The following is a 23,126-nucleotide window of genomic DNA, read 5'->3' as shown; positions in this document are numbered from 1 at the left end:
GTGAGCAATGACGCTGACGGGCCCGACGACGTCCCCACCCCCGGATCGGAGGAGGGGGACCCGGGTCGGCGTCGCCTGCCGCTCATTCATCTGCGGCAGCGGCCCGACGACGATCAGCAGGAGGGCGAGGAGGGGATCGCCGCGCGCCTGGCCCACCAGTGGGCGCAGCTGCGCGACGAGCGCCGGGCCCAGCCCGTCCCCGTCACCGTGACCGGCGGCAGGTCGAACTTCAGCCGCGCACAGGTGCCCTGGGGTCTCGACCTCACGGCCGCCTGGGCCTGGCGGTTCCTGGTCATCGCGGGCGCGGGCTACCTGCTGCTCTGGCTGGTCGCGTTCTTCGCCGTCGTGACGGTGCCGCTCGCGATCGCCCTGCTGATCACGGCGCTGGCGATCCCGGTCGTCGACGGTCTCGACCGGGTCGGCTTCCCGCGGGGGTTGGCGGCGCTGCTCGTGGTGATCGCGGGCATCGGCTTCGTGGTCGCGCTGCTCACGTTCGCCGGGCAGCAGGTGGCCAACGGCGCCACCGACCTCGCGGGGCAGGCGGTCAAGGGCCTCGACGAGATCAAGAGCTGGCTCAAGACCGGTCCGCTCCAGGCCAGCGACTCCCAGATCAACGAGTACATCGACCGGGCGCAGGACGGGCTGCGCGGCTACGCCCAGGGCGAGGACGTCGTCGGGCAGGTGACGGAGGTCGGCGCCGCGCTGGGCCACGTGGTCGCGGGCTTCTTCATCGTGCTGTTCTCGACGTACTTCTTCCTCGCCGACGGCGCGCGGATCTGGAGCTGGGTGGTCCGGCTCGCCCCGCGCGCGGCCCGGGAGCACACCGACGGCTCCGGCCGGGTCGCCTGGATCTCGCTGACCCAGTTCGTGCGCGCGACCGTGATCGTCGCCGCGGTCGACTCCATCGGCATCATGATCGGCGCGGCGATCCTGCAGGTGCCGTTCGTGCTGGCCATCGGCGTGCTCGTCTTCCTCGGCGCCTTCGTGCCGATGATCGGTGCCACGATCGCCGGCACGGTCGCGGTGCTGGTGGCGCTGGTCGACCAGGGCCCGATCACCGCGCTGATCATGCTCGGGGTCGTGATCGGGGTCCAGCAGCTCGAGGGCCACGTCCTGCAGCCCTTCCTGATGGGCCGCTGGGTGTCGCTGCACCCCCTTGGCGTGATCGTCGCGATCGCCTGTGGTGTGCTGGTCGCCGGGATCGCGGGCGCGCTGGTCGCCGTACCCCTGGCCGCGGCGCTCAACGCCGTGATCCAGCACCTGGCCTCCAACACCTCGGTCGGCGACGATCCGGTCGAGGAGCTGGCGGAGGACTACGAGGAGATGGGGGCGACGTCCGCGGCGCCCGGCGAGGAGACGCACGATGACTGAGGTGCCGACCGTCGGCCTGGCCGACATCCGCGCGGCCCGCGAGGTGCTGCGCGGCGTCGCGATCGAGACGCCGATGGAGGAGTCCCGCTGGCTCTCGGCGCTGGCGGGCGGCCCGGTCTCACTGAAGTGCGAGAACCTCCAGCGCACCGGCTCGTTCAAGACCCGCGGCGCCTACCTGCGCATCTCGCGGCTCTCGGCCGAGGAGCGGGCGCACGGCGTCGTCGCCGCGTCGGCCGGCAACCACGCCCAGGGCGTCGCGCTCGCCGCGCAGCTGCTGGGCATCAAGGCCACGGTCTTCATGCCCGAGGGGGCGCCGATCCCCAAGGAGAAGGCGACCCGGGGGTACGGCGCGGAGGTCGTCTTCCACGGCCGCTACCTGGAGGACGCGCTCGTGGAGGCGCAGGCCTTCGCCCAGCGCACCGGGGCGGTGCTGATCCACCCCTTCGACCACGTCGACATCGTCGCCGGCCAGGGCACCGCCGGCCTGGAGATCCTCGAGCAGACGCCCGACGTTGAGACGGTGCTGGTGCCCACCGGTGGCGGGGGACTGCTGGCCGGCATCGCGCTCGCGGTGAAGGCGCTCAGGCCCGAGGTGCGGGTCGTGGGCGTGCAGGCGGAGGGCGCCGCGGCGTACCCCGGCTCGCTGGCCCACGGCGCGCCGGTGGCGCTGGAGTCGATGAAGACGATGGCCGACGGCATCGCGGTCGGCCGGCCGGGAGACATCACGTTCGCGGCCGTGCGGGACCACGTCGACGAGATCCTCACGGTGAGCGAGGACGCGCTGGCGCGCGCCGTCCTGGCCACGCTCGAGCGGGCGAAGCTGGTCGTCGAGCCGGCCGGAGCCGCCGCCGTGGCGGCCCTGCTGGAGCACCCGACCGCGTTCGCGACGCCCGCCGTGGCGGTCCTCTCCGGCGGCAACATCGACCCGCTGCTGCTCGGCAAGGTGATCCGGCACGGCATGGCCGCCGCCGGGCGCTACCTGAACCTGCGGGTACTCATCCCCGACGTGCCCGGCGGCCTGGCGCAGCTCCTGGGCGAGGTCAGCGCGGTCGGTGCGAACGTGCTCGAGGTCGCCCACGAGCGGATCTCGCCCACGCTCCACGTCGACGAGGTCGAGGTGCACCTCCAGCTCGAGACCCGCGGCACCCCGCACACCGAGCAGCTGCTCAGCCGCCTGCGCGAGCACGGCTACCGGGTCTACGAGTAGCCGAGCCGGCGCAAAGTCACCCGCTGAGGTGGGTCACTTTGCGCCGACTCGTCGTGCTAGGAGCAGGCGCCGGTCGCGGCCGCCGCCGCGTTGGCGCTGGCCGCCTGGGCCGAGGACAGGTTGCTCTGGGCGCTGGTCGCCGCGCCCTGCGCCTTCTTGGCCTTCTTCTTGGCCTTCTTCTTCGCCTCGGTGGCCTTCTTGATCTTGTTCTTGGCGGCGTGCTTCTTCTTCAGCTTCTTCAGCGTGGCGGTCGCCTTCTTCTGCTTCTTCTTGGCCTTCGTCAGCTTCGTGGCGGCCTGGGTGGCCGCGGCCTGCGCGGACGCGACCGCGCTCGCGGCGCTCGCCGCCGCGCCGTTCGCCGCGCTGCACCCGAGCGGGACCGCGCCGGAGCCGATGATGTCGATGGTGGACTCCAGGCCGGGGAAGAGCGATGGCTGAGCGGTCTTGAACTGCTGCACCTGGGACATCACGCGAGCGCTCATCGCCGGGTCGGCGATCCGGGTGAAGACGGTAGGTCGGTTGGGGCGCGCGCAGCCCTCGGCCCAGCTCACGATCCCGGCGATGCGCCAGACGCCGTTGTCGCCGGGCACGACCAGTGGCCCCCCGCTGTCGCCCTGGCACGTGCTCTTGCCACCCTCGACTGCACCAGCGCACAACATACTGAAGGCGAAGAAGCGTGAACCATAGGCGCTCGTACAGGTTGCGTCTGCATGGATGGGCATCGCGACCTCCTGCAGGGTGGGGCTGGTCTGGCCGCCTTCGGAGACGTTGCCGAATCCAGCCACCGTCGCAGTACGGCCAGCGCGCCAGAGGGCTCCTTCGGTGGGCCCGGCGATCTTGATGGGTGCATAAGCGGCTGGAATGGCGCTGCTGAAGTACAGCAGGCCGAAGTCGTTGTCGGTGGCGTTGTGGTTGTAGCCGGACGCGACGTCATAGAAGCTCGCATCAGCGGTGACGCCGCCGGCCGTCGCCTGGTCCCGGCCGAAGTAGGCGCGCGCCGCCTGAACTGCCGGCTGACCTTGACTATTGACCAGGCAGTGCGCGGCGGTGAGCACGATCCGGGGGTGGACGATGGCACCTCCGCAGAGCCCGACTCCTTCGTTGGTCTGGATCTCCAGCCGCACCTGCCACGGGAACTTGGCGGTGCTCGAGGTGCCGCCGCCGACGATGTCCGGTCTCTTAGTGCCGCCGTCGGCGGCGCTCGTGGGGGCAGCGGCGGCCACCAGGGATCCGGCAACGGCGAGTGCCAGGATCGGTGCCAGCAGGCGGCGCAGCGGTCTCGTCAACGACAACGACATCGTCGGTGGTCCTTTCCCAGGGGCATGACGAGACCACTAGACGATGGGACGACCGCGGATGCCCCTGGTTCCGGGGCAAATGCCCTATTTGGGGCGCAACTGGTCCAGACCGAGCTCAGGCACACGAGCGTGCGCCGGAGCCCGGCCTGGACCAGGGGTTGGGCCGTGCGGGCTCAGTTCGTGAACGGCACCGCGTCGACGATGACGACCTGGAGCATCTTGCCGTTGGGTGCCTCGTAGGAGACGGTGTCGCCCTTGTTGGCGCCGATGATCGCGGTGCCGAGCGGGGACTGCGGCGAGTAGACCTTGAGCCCGTCCGAGACGTCTTCCATCTCGCGGGCGCCGAGCAGGAACGTCTCGGTCTCGTCGTCGTCATCGCCGACGAACTTGTAGGTGACCTTCATGCCGGGCTCGACGACGCCGTCGTCGGGCGGGGTCTCGCCGACCTCGGCGCGGCGCAGCATGTCCTCGAGTTGACGGATCCGACCCTCGAGCTTGCCCTGCTCCTCGCGGGCGGCGTGGTAGCCGCCGTTCTCCTTGAGGTCGCCCTCGTCGCGGGCAGCACTGATGCGGGCGATGACCTCCTGGCGCCGGGGGCCCTTGAGGTCCTCCAGCTCCTGCTTGAGCTTGTCGAAGGCGTCCTGGGTCAGCCAGACCTTGCCCTGCTCTGCTGCCTGCGTCATCGGGTAACTCCTGCTTACATCGAGGTACGGCGGAAATCGGTTCCGCCGGTGGTGGTGTCCCGCCCTGAGTGCCGTCGAACGGCGCCGCACTGATCTGATCGTGTGCGATTTGCGCTCGGGCCGCTCGTCGACGGCCCTGCGGGAGCGTCAGAACGACAAGTCTAACAACCGGCCGCGGGGAGCGCAGGTCGAAACCGACGGTCCCCGGTCGGGGTGACGACCGGTCAGCGCGGTCGCCGCTGCTCCGCCGTCGTGCAGCCGAGCAGCTCGACCGAGGTCGCGCGTCGCTCCGTGCGGACGTCCTGCTCGTTGCGCCCGTGCTGGGGGGTGAACACCAGCTCCCCGACCACGTTGTGGTCCTCGGCGAACGCGCGCAGCGTGCACGAGGCCTCGACGTCGTCGTCGGAGAGCCGCACCTCGATGGTCGCGACCGCGTGGTGCTCGTCGACCACGCGGTAGCCCACGAGATCCGAGCGCGCCTCCGGCGTGGACTGGTCCCAGATGGCCCAGCCGAGCCAGCCCGCGAACGCCGCGACGACGACCACGCAGACGCCGATCAGCGCCTGGCGGCGCCGGGGCGACGGCGCGCCGTAGCGTTCGGCGAGATCGGTCGTCTGGCTCACCCCCAGATCGTCCCATCCTGGGGGTGACGCTCCGGCACCGGCCCGCTGCGCGACGACCGGTGCCGGAGGGGCACCCCCTACCATTGCCCGGTGAGCCAGCACCCCTCCGCGCCCGCCAGCCGACCCCGCGAGGGGTATCGGCTCATGCATGTTCACGCCCACCCCGACGACGAGTCGAGCAAGGGCGCGGCCAGCACGGCCATGTACGTCGCGCAGGGCGTCGACGTGCACGTGGCCACCTGCACCGGCGGCGAGCGCGGGTCGATCCTCAACCCGAAGATGGACCGGCCCGACATCCTCGAGAACATCACCGAGATCCGGCGCCAGGAGATGGAGCGGGCCCGCGACATCCTCGGGATCCGCCAGGACTGGCTGGGTTTCGTCGACTCCGGCTGGCCCGACGGCGACCCCAAGCCGCCGCTGCCCGAGGGCTGCTTCGGGCTGGTGCCGCTCGAGGAGGCGACCGCGCCGCTGGTGAAGCTGATCCGCGAGTTCCGCCCGCACGTGATGACGACGTACGACGAGCGCGGCGGCTACCCGCACCCCGACCACATCAAGTGCCACCAGATCAGCGTCGAGGCGTTCGCCGCAGCCGCCGACCCGGAGCGCTACCCCGAGCTCGGCGAGCCCTGGCAGGTGCTCAAGCTCTACTACCACCACTCCTTCAACCGGCCGCGGATGCTCGCGATCGACGAGGCGATGCGTGCCCATGGCCTCGAGTCGCCCTACGCCGAGCGCCTCCAGGAGTGGAAGCCCGAGCCCGAGTGGGACGCGCGGATCACCACGCGGGTGCCCTGCTCCGACTACTTCGGGGTGCGTGACCAGGCGCTGCTCGCGCACGCGACGCAGATCGACCCCGACGGCTTCTGGTTCGCGATCCCGCGCGAGCTCCAGGTCGAGGTCTGGCCGACCGAGGACTTCGAGCTCGTGGAGAGCCGGGTCACCACTCGGACCCCCGAGGACGACCTCTTCGCCGGCATCGATACCCCCTCCTGAGAGACTGGACCCATGCAGGTGCTGACCGCCGTCCCGCAGGTGCTCTCGTACGTCGTGGCTCTGGTCGACGAGGTGCCGGAGGCCAAGGACGTCAAGGCCGGGTGGCTGGCCTTCGCCATCTTCATCGGGCTGATCCTCGCGGTCGCCTTCCTGGGCTTCAGCCTGGTCAAGCAGCTGCGCAAGGCCGAGGCCGCCGAGGAGGCCGGACTCTACGACCCGTCGGACAAGAAGCCGACCCCGATGCCGACGGTGGAGCCCGACCGCAAGGACGACACCGCCCAGAACGGCGCCTGACCTGCGCGAAAACCACCCGTCCGGGTGAGGGGTGCGGTGTTTGGTGGGCCCGTCCTTGCGGGCATCACCTCTCCATGAGCGCTCCACTGCAGGGCTCGCGTCGGGCGCCCGACCGTACGGCGCGATCGAACCAGACCAATCAGTTGCTCGGGCAGGCACAGACCGCCGACCGCGCCGAACGGCAGCGGCTCCTCGACGAGGTGGTCGTCGCGAACGTCGAGGTCGCGCGCTCGATCGCGCGGCGCTACCGCAACCGCGGCATCCCCCTCGAAGACCTCGAGCAGGTCGCGTGTCTCGCGCTGGTGCGCGCCGCGAACCGCTTCGAGCCCGACAAGGCCGAGGACTTCCTGACCTACGCCGTGCCGACGATCTCGGGTGAGGTCAAGCGCTACTTCCGCGACCACGGCTGGGCGGTGCGGCCACCGCGCCGGGTCCAGGAGGTGCAGGCGCTGCTGGCCCAGGACGCGAAGCGCAGCGGCGGGGCGCGCGAGACCCCGGAGCAGATCGCCGACCGCCTCGGCATCTCCGTCGAGGACGTCACCCGGGCGGAGGAGGCGCAGGGCTGCTTCGCGCCGGTGTCCCTCGACGCCCCGGTCGGCCAGGCCGACCATGCCGAGGCCCGGGGCGAGCTCCTCGTCGACGAGGACCAGTTCAACGAGTGGGACGCCGCCGAGGCCCGGACCATCCTGCGGACCCTGACCAAGGACCTGAAGCCGCGGGACCGGCTGATCCTCTACCTGCGCTTCGTGGAGGACCGCACGCAGGCCGAGATCGGCGCCGAGCTCGGCGTTACGCAGATGCAGGTCTCGCGGCTGCTCTCCCGCATCCTCTCCGAGATGCGCGAGCGCCTGGGCGGAGCCGCGTCGACGGGTGTTGCCTGAGGTTCCGGCGCGAAGCGGGATAGGTGACCCGAACCCTGGGTAAGGTGCGGTCGTGGGTGGGCACGTGGCGGTGGCGCGACAGCGTTTCGACCCTGTTCCCGAGTGTGCGGGCGCCGCGCGGCGGCTGGTCCGTGAGCTGCTGCTCCGCGCCGACTCCGACGACCTCGTCGACGCCGCCGAGCTGGTGGTCAGCGAGCTCGTCACCAACGCGCTGCTGCACACCGCCACCGTCATCGAGGTCTCGGCGGACGTCGACGAGACCGGCCTGCTGATCGAGGTCGCCGACGGGTCCTCGACGATGCCGGCCGAGCGCGACTTCGCCTCGCTCTCCGGCACCGGACGTGGGCTCGGTCTCGTGCACGAGCTCACGGCGACGTGGGGCGTGCGCCCGGTGCCGGACGGCAAGGTCGTGTGGGCCCGCGTCACCGCCGATCCGGTGCCGCCGGCACCCGCCCGGGCCCCCGACCCGCCCGGGCCGGAGGCGGACCGCGAGGTCGATGGGTCCGTGGCGGTGGAACTGCGCAACCTGCCGCTCCTGATGCACCTGGCCTGGCACGAGCATGCCGAGACGCTGCTGCGGGACTACCTGCTCAGCCGACTCGAGGACGACGAGGCGGCGGCGCTCGCCGAGCACGCGGTCGTCAGTGCCGCGCTGGCGCTGCTGCACGAGCAGGTGCCGGCGCCGGTGCTCCCGGGCGGGGTGGACACGCTCGACGACGTCGCGGGGCTGCTCACCTCGGTGGCCGAGCCGGCGGCGACCCTCGCCGAGGGCCTGCTCCGCCTCCCCTCCGGCGCCGCGGCGAGCTTCGCGATCATGGACCAGGTACTGGACGCGGCGGTCGCGATGGCCGAGACCGACCGGCTGCTGGCCGCCCCGATGCAGCCGGAGCTGCGCGCGCTGCGTCGCTGGCTGTGCGGGCAGGTCGAGTCCCAGACCGCCGGCGCCGCACCGGTTCCCTGGTCCTCGCCCGCGTCGCTGCCCGCCCCGGGCTCGGGCGTCGACACCGCCGACTGGGACCACGCGCCGATCGACCGGGCCGTCCGCGCGGTCGTCGCGGTCGACGACACCGACCGGGTGATCGCCGTCAGCGACGCGGCGCTGGCACTGCTCGGGTACGCCGGCCCCGACGACCTGGTCGGCCGGCGACTGCTGGCGCTGATCCCGGTCCGCTTCCACCAGGGCCACCTGGCCGGGTTCACCCGCTACCTGACCCACGGACGCGACCCGCTCATCGGCACCCCGGTCGTGGTGCCGTTCGTGCGCGCCGACGGCACCGAGATCATCCTCGAGATGCTCGTCGAGGTGCTCTCGGTCGCCGACGGCCGCCGGGTGTTCGTCGCGACCCTGCGCGACCCCTCCTGACCGGGGGGTACGTCGGTCAGGAGGGACCGACCACGCTCAGCGGCGGGTGAACCTCAGCCGCCAGTCGACGGGTCCGCGCTCGACGTACTCGACGGCGAACGCTCCGGGCGCCTCGTCCTCCACTTGCCGCAGCAGCGGTACCGGGTCGTGCGAGGCCACGAGCACCATGCCGGCGCCCGGCTGCAGGGAGCCGAGGGCGCCCTTGATCGATGCGTGTCGGATCGCGTGCGGGATCACCCGCGCGTCCAGCTCCGGCAGGTCGGTGGAGTGCTCGCCGCAGCCGCACCCGCCCGTGGCCTCGGTCAGCCCGAGGTCCTCTCCCAGCGTCATGTCGACTCCCGTCGTCTCGAAGGTCACAGCCGGTCGAGGTGACCGGTCGCGGACATTTTGGCACAATGAACTCCGTGGAAAATAATCCGGTCGCGAGACGTGGCCCACGTCCCGCGCGGACGCCGAGCGGGCGGCGGCTGTCGCCGACCCGGACCGCGCTCCTCGAGACCCTCCAGGCCCAGCCCGAGCCGACCAGCCTCCCGGCCCTGGTCGCGGTGACCGGGCTGCACGCCAACACCGTGCGCGAGCATCTCGACGGGCTGCTGCGCAGCGGGCTGGTCAGCCGTCGGAGCGCCCCGCCCTCCGGCCGGGGCCGCCCCGGCTGGCTCTACGAGGCCACGCCGCACAGCGAGGACGACCCACGTCCCGAGTACGCCGGCCTGGCGGCCGCCCTCGCGGCGGTGATCGTGCGCACCAGCACGACGCCGGCCGAGGAGGCCCGCCGGGCCGGCGTCGACTGGGGCAGGCGGCTGGCGCACGACGCCGGCGCACCCGAGCAGGAGGGCGAGGAGGCGGCCCGGCGTACCGTCGCCGGGATCTTCGACGACATGGGCTTCGCACCGGAGGCCGACCACGACGCGACGGAGCTGAGGCTGACGCGCTGCCCGCTGCTGGAGGCCGCGCACCAGCATCCCGAGGTGGTCTGCTCGGTCCACCTCGGCATCACCGAGGGGGCGCTGGAGACCTACGGCGCCGCCACCGACGGCGTCGAGCTGCTCCCGTTCGCGGAGCCGGGCGCCTGCGTGCTGCGGCTCGGGGCCCGACGATGACCGCCCTGGCGGCGCCGGCCGGGTCGCGGACCGGGCTCCGGCCGACCCCCTGGCGGCTGGTCCTGCTCGTGCCGGCCGGGCTGTCGTTGCTCGCGGGCCTGGATGCCGCGCTGCTGCTGCTCGACCTCCCGGCCCCGGTGACCGCCGACCGGCTCCCCGACGTGCACGGCATGCTGCTGGTCCTGGGCTTCGTGGGCACCCTGATCGCCCTGGAGCGAGCGGTCGCGCTGGGGTCGCGCTGGGGGATCGCCGCCCCGGCCCTGCTCGGCGCGGGCGCCGTCCTCACCCTGACCGCCGCGCCGCTGCGGGTCGGTCAGCTGCTGCTGCTCGCGGGGGCGGTCGCGCTGGTCGCGGTCTACGTGCCGCTGTGGCGACGGCAGGCCGACGAGGCCGTGCTCGTGCAGGCGCTCGGCGCCGCGCTCGCGGTCGGCGCCGCGGCGCTGTGGGCCGGCGGCGTCGAGGTGCCGGTGCTGCTGCCGTGGCTGGTCGGGTTCGCGGTGCTCACCATCGCCGGGGAGCGCCTCGAGCTCGCCCGGCTCGCGATGGGCCCGAACGCCGGCGTCGTGCTGGTGCTGCTGGCGGCCGGCCTGGCCGGGGGTGTCGTCGCCGCGCTGCTGCTGCCACGCTTCGGACCGATCGCCCTGGGCGCGGCGCTGGCCGGGCTCGTCGTGTGGCTCGCGAGCCACGACGTCGCCCGTCGTACCGTCCGGTCGGACGGGCTGACCCGCTACATGGCGGTCTGCATGCTGGCCGGCTACGCGTGGGCGGCCGTCGCGGCGGCCGTGTGGCTGACGTCCGGCAGCGTCGTCGACGGAGCCGGCTACGACACGGTGGTGCACGCGATCTTCCTGGGCTTCACGATCTCGATGGTGATGGCGCACGCGCCGGTGATCCTGCCGGTGGTGGTCGGCCGTCCCCTGGCCTACCACCCGGTGCTCTACGGGCCGGTGGCGCTGCTGCACGCCTCACTGGTCGTACGGATCTGGCTCGGCGACGGGCTCGGCGCGCCGTACGCCTGGCGGGCCGGGGCCGTCCTCAACATCGTGGCGCTGCTCGGCTTCGTCGTCGTCGCCGCCTCGCGCGTGCTCGGAGCCCGGCGATGAGCCGCGGCTTCTCGCCCTGGCGTGACCTGCCCGCGCTGCTCTGGCTGCTGGCGATCCCGGTCGTGGCGTTCGCCCACCCGGTGATCCCCGAGCCGCGGTGGCTGCTGCTGCACCTGCTGCTGCTCGGCGCGGTCACCCACTCGATCGTCGTGTGGAGCCAGCACTTCACCGACACGCTGCTGCACGTGCCCTCGGCGCGGCAGTCGCGGCTGCTGGTGCTGCTCAACCTCGGCGCGCTCGCCGTCATGGTCGGCACCCAGGCCGCGCACTGGCCGATCACGCTGGTGGGCGCGAGCGCGAGCGCGGTCGCCGGTGCGGTCGTCTGGCACGCTGGACGCCTCGTCCGGCAGCTGCGGCGGGCGCTGCCGGCCCGGTTCGCGGGCGTCGTCCGCTACTACGTCGCGGCCGCCGCGCTGCTGCCCGTCGGGGCGACCCTCGGCGTGCTGCTCGCCCGCGGGCTCGCGGACCCGTGGCACGGCAGGGTCCTGCTCGCGCACGTCGCGGTGAACCTGCTCGGGTGGGTCGGCCTCACCGTCACCGGCACCGTCGTCACGCTCTGGCCGACGATGCTGCGCACCCGGCTCGGCACCGGCTCGGACGCCGCGCTGCGCCGGGCGCTCCCGGTGCTGCTCGCCGGCGTCGCTGTCGTCGTCGTGGGCTGCCTCCTGGGGCGGTGGCAGCTCGCCGCCGTGGGCCTGGCGGGGTACGTCGCGGGCGCGGTGCTCGTCGGCCTGCCGCTGCTCGAAGCCGCTCGCCGCAAGCCACCGGCGAGTCATCCCACGTGGTCGCTCGGCGCCGGCCTGCTCTGGCTGCTCGGCTGTCTGGTCGCGTGGACGGCGATCCTCGCGCTCGGCGGCGCCGCCCACCTGGTGCACGAGCGCTTCACGGCGCTCGTGCCGTACCTCGCGGCCGGCTTCGTCGCGCAGGTGCTGCTCGGCGCGCTCGGCCACCTGGTGCCGATGGCGCTCGGTGGCGGCGGCCAGGCGGTGCGCGCCGCGGGGGCCGTCCTGGACCGCGGCGGCGCGTTCCGGATCGCCGCGGTGAACCTCGGCCTCGTCGTCTGCCTGCTCCCCGCCCCGAGCGCGGTCCGGGTGGCCTGCTCGCTCGTGGTGCTGCTCGCGCTCGCCGCCGAGCTGCCGCTGCTGGTGCTGGCGATCCGGGCCTCGCACCGGGCCCGCCGCGACGGCGACGGGCCGCCGGTGCCGGAGCCGGCGGAGGCCCCGATGCGGCGGCGCCGGGCGCTGGGCTCCGCGGTGGCCGGCACGGCGGTGGTGGTGCTCGCGGTCGCCGCCGGTGTCGCCGTCGACCCGGTCGCGCTCAGCACCGGCCGGGTCGCTTCCGCGGCCGACGGCGTCGTCCCCACCGGGCACACGACGACCGTGCGCGTCGAGGCGGCCGACATGCGCTTCACGCCCGACGAGATCGAGGTGCCCGCAGGGGATCGGCTGGTGATCGAGGTCGTGAACACCGACACCGACGTGCACGACCTCGTCCTCGAGACCGGGGCCGACTCCGGCCGGCTCGCGGGCGGGGAGACCGCGCGGGTCGACGTCGGCGTCGTCGGCCGGGACCTCGACGGCTGGTGCTCGGTGGTCGGCCACCGGCAGATGGGGATGACCCTGACCGTGCGGGTCACGGGTGCCGGGGCGGCCGACCGGGCCGGCTCGTCCGGCGACGACATGTCCGGGCACGACATGTCCGGCCACGACATGTCCGGCGACCAGGGCGACGACGCGGCGTACGACCCGATGGCGGAGCCGGAGCCGGGCTTCCGGGCCCGCGATCCCGAGCTGCCGCCGCTGCACGGCACGAGACCGCAGACCCACCGGCTGACCCTCACGGTCAGCGAGGTCGAGCGGGAGGTGGCGCCCGGGGTCACCCAACGGCTGTGGACCTACAACGGCAGTGCGCCCGGCCCGGTGCTCCACGGACGGGTCGGCGACCGCTTCGTCGTGACGCTGGTCAACGACGGGACCATCGGCCACTCCATCGACTTCCACGCCGGCGCCCTCGCGCCGGACCGGCCGATGCGCACGATCGCGCCGGGGGAGTCGCTGACCTACCGGTTCACCGCCGAGCGGGCCGGCATCTGGATGTACCACTGCTCGACCATGCCGATGTCGGTGCACATCGCCAACGGCATGTACGGCGCCGTGGTGATCGAGCCGCGCGACCTGGGGCCGGTCGACCGCAGCTTCCTGCTCGTGCAGGGCGAGAACTACTACGGGCCGCAGGGTGGCACCGTCGACGCCGACAAGGTGCTGGCCGAGGAGCCGGACGCCGTCGTGTTCAACGGGTACGCCAACCAGTACGACCACGACCCGCTGCGGGTCGCGGCCGGCGACCGGGTGCGGATCTGGATCCTGGACGCCGGGCCGAACCGCGCGACGTCGTTCCACGTCGTCGGCGGCCAGTTCTCGACCACCTGGGCCGAGGGCGCCTACCTGCTGCGCGACGGCGGACCGACCGGCGTCGGTGGCGCGCAGGCGCTGGCGCTGGCCCCGGCCCAGGGCGGGTTCGTCGAGCTCGAGCTCCCCGAGCCCGGCCACTACCCGTTCGTCTCCCACGTGATGGTCGACGCCGAGCGTGGCGCGCACGGGATCATCGAGGTGACCGGGGAGCGGTAGCCGGTCGAGTGAGGTCGTCAGCCGACGCGGTACTTGGCCGCCCGCTCGCCGCGCAGCCGCAGGCCGTGGCCGGGAACGTCGGCCGGGCGCAGCGCGCCGTCGATCGGCGCGGCGTAGCCGTCGACGAGCTCGCGCACGATCCGCACGTGGTCGTGGAACCACTCCAGGTGCCGCAGCCCGGGCGTGGCGGCGGCGACCGGTGCGGTGAGGTAGGGCGCGCAGTGCGCGGAGACGTCGACGCCGAGCGCCGCCGCCGCGGCGGCGATGCGCCGCCACTCGGTGTAGCCCCCGCAGCGGGTGACGTCGACCTGGAGGCAGTCGACCACCGGTGCCATCCGCTGGGCGTAGGCGAGATCGTGCGCGTACTCGCCCGCGGCGACGTCGAGGTCGAGGGTGTCTCGGAGCAGGGCGAGCCCGCGCAGGTCCTCCGAGCTGACGGGCTCCTCGAACCAGCGCACTCCCAGTTCGTCCAGCCGGCGCCCGACCCGCCGGGCCCGGCCGAGGTCGTATGCGCCGTTGGCGTCGATGAAGAGCCCGACGTCGTCGCCGACGACCGACCTGGCGAGCTCGACGCGGTGCAGGTCGCGGTCGCCTCGGGTGCCCCAGGACTCGCCGATCTTGATCTTCACCGCCCGCAGCCCACGGGTCACCCACCCCTCGAGCTCCATGGCGAGCTGGTCGTCGTCGTACGTCGTGAACCCGCCGCTGCCGTAGACCGGCACCGGCCGGGCGGCCGAGCCGAACCACCGGGTCAGCGGGACTCCGAGCAGCCGAGCCCCGAGGTCCCACACGGCGATGTCAACGGCGGAGATCGCCATGCCGACCAGACCGCCGCGGCCCGCGTTGCGCACCGCCCGCACCAGCGCCGCCTGAGCGTCGGCGGGGGCGAGCGGCGAGCGGTGGCCGACCAGCACCGGCGCGAGCAGGTCGGCCACCACGCGCGCGGCCGCGGCGGGGGCGTAGGTCCAGCCGGTGCCGACCTCGCCGGCGGCGCGCACCTCGACGGCGACCATCGTCGTCGCGTCCCAGACGAGGGTGCCGTCGGCCTCGGGCCGGTCGGTCGGCACCGTGTAGGCGCGCGCCTCGACCGATGAGATGGACGGCTCCCGATCGGTCACGAGAGGAGCTCCTGCGCCTTGGTCTTCAGCCCCTCCTTGAGCACCCCCCACCGGCTGGTGTCGCCCTTGATCAGCGCTCGGGCCAGGTCGGACACCTGCTCGAGCGTCGCGTGCGGCGGGATCGGTGGCACGTCGGGGTCGCAGTGCACGTCGAGGACGTGCGGCCGGTCCGCGGCCAGCGCCGCCGCCCACGCCTCCGCGAGCTGGTCCGGAGCGGTGATGGTGGTGGCGCCGAGGCCCGCGGAGCGGGCGAAGTCGGCGTACGAGACGTCCGGCAGCGCCTGGGACTCGACGAACGTCGGCGTGCCGCCCATGGCACGCAGCTCCCAGGTGACCTGGTTGAGGTCGTTGTTGTGCAGCACGACCACCACCAGGCGCGGGTCGTCCCACTCGCGCCAGTAGCGCGAGATCGTGAGCAGCTCCGCGAGCCCGTTCATCTGCATCGCGCCGTCGCCCTCGAAGGCGATCGCCGGTCGGCCGGGATGGGCGAACTTGGCGCCGATCGCGTCGGGGACCGCCGGCCCCATCGTGGCGAGGGTGCCGGAGAGCGAGCCGCGCATGGAGCCCCGCATCCGGACCTGGCGGGCGTACCAGTTGGCGGCCGAGCCGCTGTCGGAGGTGATGATCGCGTCGGCCGGCGCGACCTTCGAGAAGTCGTGGAAGATCCGCATCGGGTTGACGGGGTCGGCCTCGACCTGCGCCTCGCGCTCCATCGTCTCCCACCACTCGGCGACCTGCGAGCAGATGTCGTCGTGCCAGCCGCGGTCCTCCTTGCGCTCCAGGAGCGGGACCAGCGCGCGCAGTGTGGCGGCGGCGTCGCCGACCAGGTTGACCTCGTAGGGGTAGCGCATGCCGATCATCGAGCCGTCGAGGTCGATCTGGACGCCGCGGGCCTGGTCGAGGCCGGGCAGGAACTGGGTGTAGGGGAAGCTCGACCCGACGGTGAGCAGGGTGTCGCAGTCGCGCATCATCTCGTAGCTGGGCCGGGTGCCGAGCAGCCCGATCGAGCCGGTGACGTACGGCAGCTCGTCGCTGAGCACGTCCTTGCCGAGCAGGGCCTTGGCCACCCCGGCGCCCAGCAGCTCGGCGACCTGCTCGACCTCGGCGCGGGCGCCCCGGGCACCCTGGCCGACGAGCATGGCGACCTTGGTGCCGGAGTTGAGCACCTCGGCTGCGCGCCGCAGGCCGTCGTCGTCGGCGGCGACGGTCGGCCAGGTGAGCCCGAGGCTGGAGGGCACCATCTTGAAGGCGTGCTGCGGTGCGGCGTACTCGAGCTCCTGCACGTCGTTGGGGATGATCAGCGCGGTCGGCGCCCGGCGGCTCAGGGCGACGCGGAAGGCGCGGTCGAGCACGTTGGGCAGTTGCTCGGGCACGGTCACCATCTGCACGTAGTCGCTGGCGACGTCCTTGAACAGGCTGAGCAGGTCCACCTCCTGCTGGTAGCTGCCGCCCATCGCGGTGCGGTTGGTCTGGCCGACGATCGCGACGACGGGCACGTGGTCGAGCTTGGCGTCGTAGAGGCCGTTGAGCAGATGGATCGCACCCGGGCCGGAGGTCGCCATGCACACGCCCGGCCGGTCGCCGAACTTGGCGTACCCGACGGCCTCGAAGGCGCTCATCTCCTCGTGCCGCGACTGGATGAACCGCGGTTGGTCGTCGGCGCGGGAGAACGCACCGAGGATGCCGTTGATGCCGTCGCCGGGATAGCCGAAGACCTGCTCGACGCCCCATTCGCGCAGGCGGGTCAGCAGTTGGTCGGCCACGGTGGTGGTCATGTGGTGCTCCCTTCGAGGGTCGGCGTCACGGGTCGGTGGTCGTCCGGTACCCGGGCGGGCGTTCGGCGCTCAGGTTGTCGAGCAGCTGGGCCAGGTGGATCGCCTCGCGACCACCGCTGTCCAGCTCGTGGATCTGGGTGCGGCACGAGAAGCCGTCGGCCAGCACGACCGTCCCCGGCTCGGCCGCCCGCAGTCGCGGCAACAGCACCTGCTCGGCGCAGGCCTCACTCACCGCGCCGTGACCGGCGGTGAACCCGAAGTTCCCGGCCAGCCCGCAGCAGCCCGACTCCAGCCGCTCGACCTCGATCCCGGTGCGTTCGAGGAGGTCGCGGTCGGCGTCCCAGCCGAGTACGGCGTGCTGGTGGCAGTGCACCTGCGCGAGGGCACTCACCCCGGCCGGCGCGACCGGCGGCGTCCAGCCCTCGGTGTGCCCGGTGAGCAGCTCGGCGAGGGTGACCGTGTGATCGCGGACCCGGCGCGCGTCGAGGTCGTCGGGCATCAGCTCGACCGCGTCCGAGCGCAGCACGGTGGTGCAGCTCGGCTCCAGACCCACGACGAGACCTCCGTCGCGCACGTGCGCGGCGAGCTCGCGCAGCGTGTGGCGCACCCGGGCCCGGGCGACGTCGAGCTGTCCCGTGGAGAGCCACGTCAACCCGCAGCACACGGGGCGACTCGGCATCGTCACGCCCCACCCTGCCGACTCCAGCACCCCCACCGCCGCGACGCCGACCTCGGGATGGAAGTGGTTGGTGAAGGTGTCCGGCCACAGCAGCACGGTCCCGCGGCGGCCGGCCTCGCGCGCCGGGCGGTGCGTGCGCAGCCAGCGCTGCAGGGTCTGCGGGGCGAAGCGCGGCACCTCGCGGTCCTCCAGGCCGGCCGCCCGGGTGCCGATCCTGCGCAGCGCCGGCACCGAGGCGAGCCGGTTGACCGCCGGCGCGAGCCGCAGGCGGTCGATCACCATGGCGGCGGAGGGCAGGAAGCCGGTGGCGTAGTCGGCGCGGGGCCGCAGCCGATGGCGGTAGTGGTGGTGGAGGAACTCCGCCTTGTAGGTCGCCATGTCGACGTCGGCCGGGCAGTCCGACTTGCACCCCTTGCAGGCCAGGCACAGGTCGAGGGCGTCCCGAACCTCGGTGGAGCGCCAGCCGTCGGTGATCGGCCCGTCGCCGTGCCCGTCGAGCATCTCGAAGAGCAGCCGGGCGCGGCCGCGCGTGGAGTGCTCCTCCTCCCGGGTGACCTGGTACGACGGGCACATCACCGATCCGCCGTCGTGGGTGAGCTGACGGCACTTGCCGACGCCGACGCACCGGTTGGCGGCCTGGGCGAACGAGTGACCGTCGTCGGGGAACCCGAAGGTCAGTGGCCGCAGGCGCTTCGGCGCCCAGCGGCCGGCCAGTCGGAGGTGCTCGTCGAGGCCGGCCGGGTGGACGACCTTGCCCGGATTCATCAGGTCGTCGGGGTCGAAGAGGCCCTTGACGACCTCGAAGAGCCCGACCACCTCGTCGCCGAACATCCTCGGCAGCAGCTCGCCGCGGGTCTGCCCGTCGCCGTGCTCGCCCGACAGCGAGCCGCCGTACGACACGACGAGATCGGCGGCGCGCTCCAGGAATCGGCGGTATGCCGCCACACCCTCGGTCGAGTAGAGGTCGAACGGGACCCGGGTGTGCACGCAGCCCTGGCCGAAGTGGCCGTAGAGGCTGGGGCCGGTGTCGCCGGCGTAGCCGAACTCCTCGTAGAGCACGCGCAGGTCCCGCAGGTAGTCGCCGAGCCGGTCGACCGGCACGGCGGAGTCCTCCCATCCCTCGAACGTGTCCGGTTTGCCGGGCACGTGCGCGGTGGCGCCGAGGCCGGACTCGCGGACCTGCCAGAGCTCGTGCTCGCGGGCCGGGTCGTCGTAGAACGCGACGTCGGGCGCGTGGTCGGTCGTGCCGAGAGCTCGGAGCATCTGCTCCGCGCGGCGGTCCGCCTCGTCGGCGTCCTCGCCGCCCATCTGCACCAGGAGGTAGCCGGTGCCCTCGGGTAGCTCGGCGAGCGCGTCGGGGTTCATGCCCTTCACCTGCTGATCGCGGATCAGGTAGTGGTCGACGCCCTCGAGGGCGATCGGCTCGTGCTCGACGATGTGCGGCACGGCGTCCGCGGCCTCGCCGATGCTGCCGAAGCCCAGCACCACGAGGGTGCGGGCCCGCACGACCGGCACCAGGTCGAGCTCGGCGGCCAGCACGGTCACGAGGGTCGCCTCGCTGCCGACCAGCAGGCCCGCGACGTCGAAGCCGTGCTCGGGCAGCAGCGAGTCGAGGTTGTAGCCGCTCACGCGACGCGGGATCCGCGGGTAGCGCGTCCGGATCAGGTCGCCGTGCTGGTCGCGCAGCCGCCGCAGCGCCCGGTGGATCTCGCCGACCCGGTCGGTCCGCCCGGCGACCGCGTCGTACTCGTGCTCGGAGAGCCTGGCGGCGCGGAACCGGGTGCCGTCGTGCAGCAGCACGTCGAGGGAGACGACGTTGTCGACCACCTTGCCGGTGCGCTGGGCTGTCGCTCCGCAGGAGTTGTTGCCGATCATGCCGCCGAGCGTGCAGTTGGGGTGGGTGGCCGGCTCGGGCCCGAAGCGCAGGCCGGTCGGCGCCAGTTGCCGGTTGAGGTCGTCGAGCACGATGCCGGGCTCCACGACGCAGCGCCGCCTGTCGGCGTCGACGGAGAGGAGTCGATGGCAGTGCTTGGTGAAGTCGATGACGACGGCCTCGTTGGTGCACTGGCCGGCCAGGCTCGTCCCGCCTCCGCGCGGGACGATCGGCAACCCCAGCTCGTGGCAGACCGCGACGGTGTCGACCGCCGCGTCGATAGTGCGCGGGATCACCACGCCGAGCGGCACCTGCCGGAAGTTCGAGGCGTCCGTCGAGTACGCCGCGCGGCTGCCGGCGTCGAAGCGCACCTCGCCGTCGACCCGCTCGCGCAGCAGCCGTGCGGCCCGTCGCAGATCGGTCATCGGCGCCGTTCCCTCCAGGCGAGCGCCGCGGCGAGGAGTCCGACCCCTCCGGTGACGAGCAGTCCGTGGTGCTGGGATGCCCAGACCTGGGGGGAGAGCCGGTGGGACCGGGCGTCGAAGGATCCGTGCGCGCCGTGGTCGGTGCCCTCCGGGCCGTCGGCGGGCCGCCAGAGGTTCTCCGGTCGGTCGGGGTCTCGTGGCCGGCGGGTCTGCTGGGAGTCGAAGCCGGTGCGCGCGAGGTAGCGGTCGAGCAGTCCGGGTGCGACGGCGTTCGCGAGCAGGGTGGCGGTCGTCGTCTCGCCGACCCAGTACTCCCGGCGCCCCGGGTGGTCCGCGGCGTACACGACGGCGCGAGCGGCGACCTCGGGCTGGTAGATCGGCGGCACGGGCCGCGGCTCTCGGGGCAGCCGCGACAGTACCCAGCCGAACTGCGGCGTGTTCACCGCGGGCAGCTGCACCATCGTGACCCGCACGTTGCTGCGCTCGTGGAGGAGCTCGGTCCGCAGGGCCTCGTGGAAGCCCTGGATGGCGTGCTTGGCGCCGCAGTACGCCGACTGCAGCGGGATGCCCCGGTAGGCGAGGGTCGAGCCGACCTGGACGATCGTGCCCCGGTCGCGAGGCAGCATCCGGCGCAGCGCCGTCCGGGTGCCGTGCACGTAGCCGAGGTAGCTGACCTCGGTGACCCGCCGGAACTCCTCGGGCTCGATGTCCACGAACCGCGCGAAGACCGAGGTGAACGCGACGTTCACCCAGACGTCGATCCGGCCGAGCTCGGCCTCGACCCGGTCGCCGGCCGCCTCGACGGCGGCGGCGTCGGCGACGTCGACCTCGAGGGGTAGCGCGCGCACGCCGGTCGCCCGAGCCTCGGCGGCGACGGCCTCGAGGCCGGTGCGACCGCGAGCGAGCAGTGCGACGTCGTCGCCCCGGGAGGCGAACGCGCGTGCGACGGCTCGTCCGACGCCTGCGGACGCACCGGTGACGACGACGGTCCTCGATGGGCGCAAGGTCATCGGTCGCTCGCCTCGAACCCGTCGGTGCTGACGCCGGCGCGGCCCAGCTCCTGGCCCAGCTCCTGGCCCAGCTCCTGGGCCGTCTCCAGCAGCGCGGCGTGCACGAACGCCTGGGGGAGGTTGCCGCGCAGCTGGCGCTGCACCACGTCGTACTCCTCGGCGAAGAGGCCGGGCGGGCCCAGCGCGCCGCGGTTGCGCTCGAACCACCGCACCGCGTCGGTGACCTGGCCCAGCCGCAGGCTGGCGAGGGCGAGGTGGAAGCCGGAGAGCACGAACGCCCCCTCGGCCTGGTGGAGCGGTGCGTCCGGATCGTGCCGGAAGCGGTAGACGTAGCCGTCGTCGGCCAGGTCCTCGACGACCGCCCGGAACGTCGCGACCTGGCGTGGGTCATCGCCGGGCACCGCGCCTCGGATGCCCGGCAGCAGCAGGGCCGTGTCGACCAGCGGGTCGTCGGGGGAGCGCTGCCACCGCCCGCTCGGATGGCGGCAGTCGCGGTCGACCGACGACACCAGCCGGTCGGCCGGCTCGGCGCGCCCCACGGCGCGCAGTCCCGCCGCGCACATCAGCCGCGAATGGGCCCAGCGCCGTTCGCCGAGCTCCCAGATGCCGGCATCGGACTCGGCGTGCCGCTTCTCGATCGCCTGCACGGCCACGGTGATCGCCTCCCGCGCGTCGCGATCGAGGCGACCGGCCCGGTCGGCGGCCGCGAGCAGCAGCAGTGCCTCGCCGAACACGTCCAGCTGGAACTGGTCGTTGACGTGGTTGCCGACCCGCACGGGCGCGCCGGGATAGCCGGGCAGGTCGAGCTCCCGCTCGCCGGGCACCGGTCCGCCCGCCACGGTGTACGCCGGCCGCAGGTCGGGTCCGTCCGCGAGCAGCCGGTCCGCGACGAACCGGACCCCGGCGTTGAGCAGGTCGTGCGCGCCGACGGCCGCCGCGGCCTGGCCGGCGTAGCACTGGTCGCGGATCCAGGCGTAGCGGTAGTCGTAGTTGCGGCCCCGGTCGGCGCGCTCGGGCAGTGACGTGGTCGCCGCCGCGACCATGCCGCCCTGTCGGGAGGTCAGGCCGCGCAGCACCGCCCAGGAGTGCCGGGCGTCCCCCGGGGCCGCCGAGCCGGTCAGGTCCGGAGCGGCATCCCGCCACGCCTCCTCGGTGCGCCGCCAGGTGGTCGTCGGGTCCGGCGGCTCCGCCGGAAGGCGTGCGCCGAGCTCGAGGACGAGGTCCCGGGACTGCCCGGCCGGCACGACCAGGTCGAGGGCGAGCCGCCCGTCGTCGACCCGGGCGCCGTCGGTGGCCCCGGACCAGCGGAAGGCGAGTCCGCCGGTGCGGCCCTCCCAGCAGCCGCCTGCCCGGCGAGCCACGGCCATCGGAGAGTCGCCGAAGTCCGCTCGGCACTCCAGCAGCACCCGCACTCGTGCGCCCTCCCGGCCGGCCTCGACCCGGCGCAGCAGGACGACCCGGTCGCGCTCGCCGGGGAAGGCCAGGGCCTCGCGCGACTCGACGACGGAGCCCGTGGTCACCCAGCGGGCGCGCCAGATCAGCGTGTCCGGCTCGTAGTGACCGCCCCAGACGTACCGGGGATCGGCCGGGGTGACGGCGTAGGACCCCAGGCCGCCGAGGAGGGAGGCGAACACCGCGCCGTCGGCCCAGGCCGGGGCGCACATGAACGCGACGTCGCCGCGCGGCCCGACCAGCGCGCCGCGTTCGCCGTCGGCGAGCAGCGCGTACTGCCGCAAGGTCTCCGGTGGCGTCCAGCGGCTCACGGCTCCCTCTCCGGTCGAGGCGTCTCCACGCGCGGTGGCGGTACGCTGGCCGGTATCCATGCGCCAGCGCAAATATGTCCTGACGCGACGAGGTTTCGGTGGGCCACGGGACGAGGGCGGTGGGGTGCGGGACGGAACGGCGGCCGGCGAGCCGGTCGAGGAGCTCGTCGAGGAGCTCCTGACAGCCAGTCGGGCGCTGGTCGGCATCGCCGTGCACTCGATCGGGGCCGCGCCCACCGATGTCACCGTCGCCCAACACCGCCTGCTGGTGCTCCTGGCCGCGCACGGTCCCCAGAGCGTCGGCGAGATCGCCGAATGCCTGGGGGTGAACCCGTCCAACGCGAGCCGGCACTGCGACCGCCTGCAGCGTCTCGGCCTGCTGTCGCGGCGGCGCTCGCCCGACGACGGTCGGGTGGTGCGCGTCGAGGTCTCCGGCCCCGGGCGTCAGCTGCTGGACGCGGTCACCGAGCGGCGGCGCGCCGACGTCCGCCGCGTCGTCGACCGGATGTCTCCGGAGGACACCGCCGTCGTGGTCGCCGCGCTCCGTGGGTTCAACGAGGCGGCGCAGGAGACCGGCCAGGACGAGTGGCCGTCACTCGGCCGCTCAGCGACCGGCGCAGGCGACGCAGGTGGCCGACCACGGCCGGAACTCGAGGCGCTCCAGTGAGATCGGCTCACCGCACGACGTACAGCGTCCGAAGGTGCCGTCGGCGATCCGCTGCTGGGCGGCGGTGATCTCGCCCAGCGTCTGCCGGAGCGCGGAGCGCTGGACGGCGGCGACCTGGTCGTCCTCCGCGAGGGGGAGCCGTTCGATCTGGTCGAGCCGGTTGGCGGCGGCCTCGCCGAGGGCCTGGCCGAGCTGGGCCAGGGTCGCGGTGGTGAGCGAGTCCGTGGTGGCGGTGGGAGTGGGCGTGTTCACGTGGTCCTCCTGATGAGG

19 protein-coding genes and 2 pseudogenes are annotated in these 23,126 nt (G+C 73.4%); 11 read left to right on the top strand and 10 right to left on the bottom strand.

All coding sequences use genetic code 11. The annotated features are described in order from the left end of the window. Together KM427_RS20835 and ilvA are read left to right on the top strand one after the other, a co-directional pair. Complete coding sequence (locus tag KM427_RS20835; protein ID WP_215525169.1) at window positions 1–1,371, top strand: AI-2E family transporter; 1,371 nt, start codon at window positions 1–3, stop codon at window positions 1,369–1,371. Further along, window positions 1,364–2,578: a threonine ammonia-lyase gene (ilvA, locus tag KM427_RS20830; protein WP_183591707.1), complete on the top strand. Its 1,215-nt coding sequence runs from the start codon at window positions 1,364–1,366 to the stop codon at window positions 2,576–2,578. Before KM427_RS20835 ends, ilvA begins: the two co-directional genes overlap by 8 nt. Window positions 2,579–2,634: 56 nt before the next feature. On the opposite strand, the gene KM427_RS20825 is transcribed toward ilvA, so the two are convergent. The 3 genes from KM427_RS20825 to KM427_RS20815 all read right to left on the bottom strand — a co-directional run bounded on the left by KM427_RS20825 (window position 2,635) and on the right by KM427_RS20815 (window position 5,182). Next, entirely contained in the window at window positions 2,635–3,876 is a 1,242-nt protein-coding gene (locus KM427_RS20825; protein WP_183591706.1) for a serine protease, read from the bottom strand. Between the two features lie 173 nt (window positions 3,877–4,049). Then, a complete protein-coding gene (greA, locus tag KM427_RS20820; protein ID WP_183591705.1) occupies window positions 4,050–4,559 on the bottom strand; it encodes a transcription elongation factor GreA in 510 nt (169 codons plus the stop codon). A 224-nt stretch (window positions 4,560–4,783) separates the two neighbouring features. Beyond that, complete coding sequence (locus KM427_RS20815; RefSeq protein WP_215525168.1) at window positions 4,784–5,182, bottom strand: DUF4307 domain-containing protein; 399 nt, start codon at window positions 5,180–5,182, stop codon at window positions 4,784–4,786. A gap of 144 nt (window positions 5,183–5,326) precedes the next feature. Between KM427_RS20815 and mca the strand changes: the two genes are divergently transcribed. From mca to KM427_RS20795, 5 genes and pseudogenes are all read left to right on the top strand, one after another. Then, window positions 5,327–6,178, top strand: coding sequence for a mycothiol conjugate amidase Mca (mca, locus tag KM427_RS20810; protein ID WP_215527705.1), 852 nt, complete (start codon window positions 5,327–5,329; stop codon window positions 6,176–6,178). 12 nt (window positions 6,179–6,190) lie between these two features. After that, entirely contained in the window at window positions 6,191–6,472 is a 282-nt protein-coding gene (locus tag KM427_RS20805; RefSeq protein WP_183591703.1) for a hypothetical protein, read from the top strand. 74 nt (window positions 6,473–6,546) lie between these two features. After that, window positions 6,547–7,263 (top strand): annotated as a pseudogene (locus KM427_RS20800) (sigma-70 family RNA polymerase sigma factor); the annotation flags it as partial. A gap of 34 nt (window positions 7,264–7,297) precedes the next feature. Then, window positions 7,298–7,396: pseudogene (locus KM427_RS25870) on the top strand (hypothetical protein); the annotation flags it as partial. A gap of 9 nt (window positions 7,397–7,405) precedes the next feature. Continuing rightward, on the top strand, window positions 7,406–8,716 hold the full coding sequence (locus tag KM427_RS20795) for a PAS domain S-box protein (RefSeq protein ID WP_215525166.1): 1,311 nt from the start codon (window positions 7,406–7,408) through the stop codon (window positions 8,714–8,716). A 36-nt stretch (window positions 8,717–8,752) separates the two neighbouring features. Here KM427_RS20795 and KM427_RS20790 read toward each other — a convergent pair whose 3' ends face one another. Continuing rightward, a complete protein-coding gene (locus KM427_RS20790; RefSeq protein WP_183591700.1) occupies window positions 8,753–9,046 on the bottom strand; it encodes a DUF2249 domain-containing protein in 294 nt (97 codons plus the stop codon). Between the two features lie 65 nt (window positions 9,047–9,111). Between KM427_RS20790 and KM427_RS20785 the strand changes: the two genes are divergently transcribed. The 3 genes from KM427_RS20785 to KM427_RS20775 are packed head-to-tail and all read left to right on the top strand — an operon-like array spanning window position 9,112 to window position 13,546. After that, window positions 9,112–9,816 carry a helix-turn-helix transcriptional regulator gene (locus KM427_RS20785; protein WP_215525165.1) on the top strand — a complete coding sequence of 235 codons (705 nt, stop codon included), beginning with the start codon at window positions 9,112–9,114 and terminating at the stop codon, window positions 9,814–9,816. Further along, window positions 9,813–10,919 carry a DUF8744 domain-containing protein gene (locus KM427_RS20780; protein WP_215525164.1) on the top strand — a complete coding sequence of 369 codons (1,107 nt, stop codon included), beginning with the start codon at window positions 9,813–9,815 and terminating at the stop codon, window positions 10,917–10,919. Before KM427_RS20785 ends, KM427_RS20780 begins: the two co-directional genes overlap by 4 nt. Beyond that, the gene (locus tag KM427_RS20775) at window positions 10,916–13,546 is read left to right on the top strand and encodes a multicopper oxidase domain-containing protein (RefSeq protein WP_215525163.1); all 2,631 of its coding nucleotides are present in this window, start codon (window positions 10,916–10,918) and stop codon (window positions 13,544–13,546) included. The genes KM427_RS20780 and KM427_RS20775 overlap by 4 nt, the downstream gene beginning before the upstream one ends. Before the next feature lie 17 nt (window positions 13,547–13,563). Here KM427_RS20775 and KM427_RS20770 read toward each other — a convergent pair whose 3' ends face one another. Genes KM427_RS20770 through KM427_RS20750 form a run of 5 tightly spaced genes read right to left on the bottom strand, consistent with a single transcriptional unit; the run spans window position 13,564 to window position 22,189 of the window. Then, window positions 13,564–14,664 (bottom strand): enolase C-terminal domain-like protein, encoded by a 1,101-nt coding sequence (locus KM427_RS20770; RefSeq protein WP_215525162.1) that lies wholly within the window; start codon window positions 14,662–14,664, stop codon window positions 13,564–13,566. Beyond that, on the bottom strand, window positions 14,661–16,439 hold the full coding sequence (locus tag KM427_RS20765; RefSeq protein WP_215525161.1) for a thiamine pyrophosphate-requiring protein: 1,779 nt from the start codon (window positions 16,437–16,439) through the stop codon (window positions 14,661–14,663). The genes KM427_RS20770 and KM427_RS20765 overlap by 4 nt, the downstream gene beginning before the upstream one ends. Before the next feature lie 25 nt (window positions 16,440–16,464). Beyond that, entirely contained in the window at window positions 16,465–19,416 is a 2,952-nt protein-coding gene (locus KM427_RS20760) for an FAD-binding and (Fe-S)-binding domain-containing protein (RefSeq protein WP_252274719.1), read from the bottom strand. After that, a complete protein-coding gene (locus tag KM427_RS20755; protein ID WP_215525160.1) occupies window positions 19,413–20,426 on the bottom strand; it encodes an SDR family oxidoreductase in 1,014 nt (337 codons plus the stop codon). The genes KM427_RS20760 and KM427_RS20755 overlap by 4 nt, the downstream gene beginning before the upstream one ends. Then, window positions 20,423–22,189, bottom strand: a complete 1,767-nt coding sequence (locus tag KM427_RS20750) for a glycoside hydrolase family 15 protein (protein ID WP_215525159.1) — start codon at window positions 22,187–22,189, stop codon at window positions 20,423–20,425. The genes KM427_RS20755 and KM427_RS20750 overlap by 4 nt, the downstream gene beginning before the upstream one ends. Here KM427_RS20750 and KM427_RS20745 point away from each other — a divergent pair. Further along, window positions 22,089–22,856 carry a MarR family winged helix-turn-helix transcriptional regulator gene (locus KM427_RS20745; protein ID WP_502887161.1) on the top strand — a complete coding sequence of 256 codons (768 nt, stop codon included), beginning with the start codon at window positions 22,089–22,091 and terminating at the stop codon, window positions 22,854–22,856. The two genes, KM427_RS20750 and KM427_RS20745, sit on opposite strands and share 101 nt — an antisense overlap. Here KM427_RS20745 and KM427_RS20740 read toward each other — a convergent pair. After that, window positions 22,794–23,108, bottom strand: coding sequence for a TraR/DksA family transcriptional regulator (locus KM427_RS20740; protein ID WP_183591691.1), 315 nt, complete (start codon window positions 23,106–23,108; stop codon window positions 22,794–22,796). The genes KM427_RS20745 and KM427_RS20740 overlap by 63 nt on opposite strands. Window positions 23,109–23,126: the final 18 nt, after the last annotated feature.

The organism is Nocardioides sp. LMS-CY (assembly GCF_018732145.1).
GTDB classification, from domain to species: domain Bacteria; phylum Actinomycetota; class Actinomycetes; order Propionibacteriales; family Nocardioidaceae; genus Nocardioides; species Nocardioides soli.
The sequence above is the reverse complement of the archived record's forward strand: the minus strand, read 5'-3'. Positions and strand labels throughout refer to the sequence as shown.